4 protein-coding genes are annotated in these 3,917 nt (G+C 73.8%); 1 reads left to right on the forward strand and 3 read right to left on the reverse strand.

The genetic code is table 11. The features are described from left to right. The 3 genes from E1293_RS45255 to E1293_RS45265 all read right to left on the reverse strand — a co-directional run. Positions 1-1,123: zinc-dependent alcohol dehydrogenase (locus tag E1293_RS45255; protein WP_132206059.1), on the reverse strand; the 1,123-nt coding region annotated here is incomplete at its 3' end. A 33-nt stretch (positions 1,124-1,156) separates the two neighbouring features. Further along, the gene (locus E1293_RS45260; protein WP_132206061.1) at positions 1,157-1,702 is read right to left on the reverse strand and encodes an HD domain-containing protein; all 546 of its coding nucleotides are present in this window, start codon (positions 1,700-1,702) and stop codon (positions 1,157-1,159) included. An 8-nt stretch (positions 1,703-1,710) separates the two neighbouring features. Then, entirely contained in the window at positions 1,711-3,375 is a 1,665-nt protein-coding gene (locus tag E1293_RS45265) for a thiamine pyrophosphate-binding protein (RefSeq protein WP_165978700.1), read from the reverse strand. A 126-nt stretch (positions 3,376-3,501) separates the two neighbouring features. Between E1293_RS45265 and E1293_RS45270 the strand changes: the two genes are divergently transcribed. Beyond that, a partial coding sequence (locus E1293_RS45270) for a class I SAM-dependent methyltransferase (protein ID WP_481726116.1) occupies positions 3,502-3,917 on the forward strand: 416 nt, incomplete at its 3' end.

Below are 3,917 nucleotides of genomic sequence, written 5' to 3' on the forward strand. Positions count from 1 at the left end.
GGACAGGGTCGGGGGTGATGACGACGCTCACCGGCGGGGTGCCGGGGCGGTCTCCTGCGAGCGTTTCGATGGCCTCGGCCGCGTCGTGCAGAGCGAAGGTGTGGGTGACGAGGCGGTGCAGCGGCCGGCTTCCCGCCTCGATCAGCGCGACGGCCCGGCGGAACGAGGTGTGCCCCACCGCCCGGACGCCCTGCACCCGCAGCCCCTTGAGGACCACATCGTCGCTGACCCAGCCGTCGACGGGACGGCCGCCCTTGAGCCCGGCGAGGACCACCGTCCCGCCGCGCCGGACGATCCGCATCGCGTCCAGCACGGTCGCCGGGTCGCGCGAGGCGACGTCGATCACCACGTCCGCCGGTTCGCCGCCGGTCAGCTCCATGACCTTCTCCGGGACGCCGCCGCCGTCCGCCTCCACGGCGGCGGTCGCGCCGAGCTCCAGCGCCAGGTCGAGCTTGTGCCGGTCGGACGCCAGCCCGGTGACGATCACCGGGTCGGCGCCCGCCGCCCGCGCCGCCAGGACGCAGGCGAGCCCCCGCTGGCCGGCGCCCAGCACGACCACGCAGTCGCCCGCGCGGGTACCGGGCACCTCGACCGCCCACTCGACCCCGGCCGCGAGCGCGTTGAACGTCGCCGCCGCCCGCGGGTCGACGGCATCGGAGATCCGGTGGACGACGCTGTTCGGGTGCAGGTACATGTGGTCGGCGAACCCGCCCCACAGCGCGGGCGGGATCTTCGCGGGGACGAACCCGTAGCTCATCGGATAGTGGTCCCAGCCCGCGCACAGGACGTAGCGGCCCGTCCGGCACTCGCGGCACGCGCCGCACGGCAGCGCCGGCTCGACCACGACGCGGTCGCCCTCGCCGAGCCCCCACCGCCGCGCCGCCCGCGCCCCGATCGCCGCGATCCGGCCGACCGGCTCGTGGCCGGGGATGAACGGCGAGGCGGGGCCGATGGTGTCCAGCAGCGCGCCGCTGTACTCCTCGACGTCCGTCCCGCAGATCCCGCACGCCTCGACGCGCAGCAGCGCCTCGTCCGGGCCGACGTCCGGGAGCGGCAGCTCCACCAGGTCGAGATGGCGCGGAGCGCGCTGCAGCACGGCGCGGGCCGCCCCCGCCCGGCTCATCGCGTGCCCGCCCTGCTCATCTCGTGCCCGCCGTCATTTCGTGATCGTCCGGACGCCGCCGAACACGCGGCGGACGCGGGGCGCGAAGTGCTCCAGCGGCGGCGTGTCAAAGCCAGGGTCGAACGCGACCTGGTCCCACTCGTCGGCGAACCGGAGCGCGTCCGCGTACCAGGGCTCGTCCTTGAACGCCTCCCGCTCGGCCGGATCCCAGCCGAAATGGTGGCCGTAGTGCGCGGCCTCGAACGTCTGGTGCGCGTGGATGATCCGGTAGACGTCCTCGCACACGTACGGCCGCAGGATCTCCGCCGCGACCGCCGCGTGGTTGGCCGTCGAGATCACCTTGCCCATGTCGTGGCAGAGCGCCGCGACGACCATCTCGTCGTCCGCGCCCGCCGCCTCGGCGTGCGCGGCGGTCTGCAGCGAGTGCTCCAGCTGGTCGACGGCGAACCCGTCGCTGAACGCCGACAACGCGGCCAGCATCGGGAGCACCCGGCCGGGCGCGTCCTCCTGCGTCTTCAGGGTCTCGCCGCGGATGTACAGCCAGTCCTCGCGGGTGCCCTGGTCCATTCGGGTGAACATGTGCCTCCTTACCGGTAGCGCGGCCGGAAGTCCGGGTCCGCGGGGTCCAGGCCGTTCTCGTGCTCGGCGAACCAGCGCGTCCGCACCGCCCGGGTCAGCCGGGCGTCCACGAGCACCGGCCCGGACGGGTCGGCGATCAGTCCCTTGAGGTCGTCCAGCTCGCCGGGCGTCCGGACGGTCACGGCCGCCGCGCCGAACGCGCGGGCGACCGCGGCGAAGTCGGGGCGCGGGATCAGCGACAGCCCGGTGTCCATGCCGCGGTGCAGCATGTTGTGGTACTCGTAGCCGAACGCGGCGTCGTTCATGACGACGACCACGAGCCGCAGGCCGCGCCGCACCGCCGTGTCCAGCTCGGCGAGGTTCATCATCAGCGCCCCGTCGCCGGTGACGGCGAGGGTCACCCGGTCGGGACGCGCGGTCGCCGCGCCGATCGCCGACGCCAGGCCGAGCCCGATCGACCCGAAGTTGACCGGGAACACGAAGCCGGACGGATCGGGAACCGACAGGCCCCGGCACGGCTCGGACAGCGCCGCGTGGCCGCCCTCGACCACCAGTGTCCGCTCCCTTGGGACGATCCGCTCCAGCGCCGCGACCACCGTGTGCGGGTCGAGGCCGGTGTCGTCGCTGCCGTCCGGGTACTCGGTCTCGTAGGCGTACTCGTCCAGGCGGCGGGCTGTCTCGTCCGTCCGCCATCCGGTCTTCTTCACGGCCGTCTCGGCGAGCATCGCGGCAAGCGCCTTGGCGTCGCCGAGAACGCGCAGGTCGGCGGGCGTCCACTCGCCGAACGCCTCGGGGCGGACGTCGTTGTGCACGATCACCGGGTTCCCGGCGAGCATCCGGCCGCCGTCCACGGTGAACGAGTTGAGCGAGGCGCCCACGGCGAGCAGCAGGTCGGCCTCCCTGATGAGCCGCCGCCCGATCCCGGTCGCGAAGCCGCCGCAGACACCCACGTCGTAGGGCTCGCCGGAGAAGAAGCCCTTGGCCTTGAGGGTCGTGGCGAGGAGCGCCCCCGTCCGCTCGGCGAGCCCGACCAGTTCGTCTCTGGCCTCGGCGGCCCCCCGGCCCGCCACGATGACCGGCCGCTCAGCCCGCTCCAGAGCCGCCGCGACCCGCCGGACCTCCTCGTCCCGGGGCGGCGGCAGCGGCGTCCGATCCGCAAGGAACGTTCCAGGCCCGTCCCCCGCCTCCAGCCCCAGCAGCGGAGTCGGGACGTTCAGGACGATCGGCCGCCGCTCGGTGAACGCCCGCCGCACGGCGCGCACCACGTCCGCCACCGCCGACTCCGCGGAATGCACCCGCTGGACGCCCGCCCCGGTCGGCCGGACGACGTCCTCCTGGTCGATGGCCTGCGGGTTGCGCCTGTCTCCGGGCGGCGTGTCGGCGGCGATGAGCAGCATCGGCGTCCTGGCCCGGGCGGCCTCGGTCAGCGCGGTGACCGCGTTGGTGAGCGCGGGCCCGTGCGTGACGGTCGCGACGCCGAGCCGTCCGCCGGCCCGCGCGTAGCCGTCCGCCATCAGGACGGCCCCGTCCTCCCGGGCCGCCGCGACGTAGTCGGCGCCGTGCTCGCGGACCAGCACGTCCAGGATCGGCAGATTTCCGTCCCCGAGCACCCCGAACAGGCACGACACCCCGTGCTCGGCGAGCGCACCCGCCACCGCCTCGGCCACCCGCATCCGCGCCTCCCAGCACACATCCGGCACTGGTAGGGACTATCTTATAAAAGAAAGCCACCAGTCAAGGGCCTCCGGGGGCCCGCTTAACAGGTCGCATGGCGAGGTATCCGGCTCCTACGCTGGCGTATGAGCGAACTCCTGACGAGGTACTACGCCCAAGGCGGCGAGCGCGACCGGCTCACGACCGCGCGCGGGCAGATCGAGTTCGAGCGCACCAAGGAAATCGTCCTGCGCCACCTGCCGCCCGCCCCCTCCACGGTCGCCGACATAGGCGGCGGCGCAGGCCCCTACACCCTCTGGCTGGCCGGACGGGGCCACCGAGTCGAACACCGCGACCTGATGCCGCTGCACGTCCAGCAACTACGCGAGACCGCCGCCCCACACCCAGAAATCCACACCACCGAGAGCGACGCCCACAACCCCACGCCGCAGAACGTCGCGCAGGAGGGTGAGGCCGCCGCTGGACACACGCAGACCCACACCTCGCCGCGCGACGGCCGCAGCCCCATCCCGCTGCACACCCAGCAAGCCGAAACCACCAC

Origin of the sequence: Actinomadura darangshiensis (assembly GCF_004349235.1) — a bacterium.
GTDB lineage: Bacteria > Actinomycetota > Actinomycetes > Streptosporangiales > Streptosporangiaceae > Spirillospora > Spirillospora darangshiensis.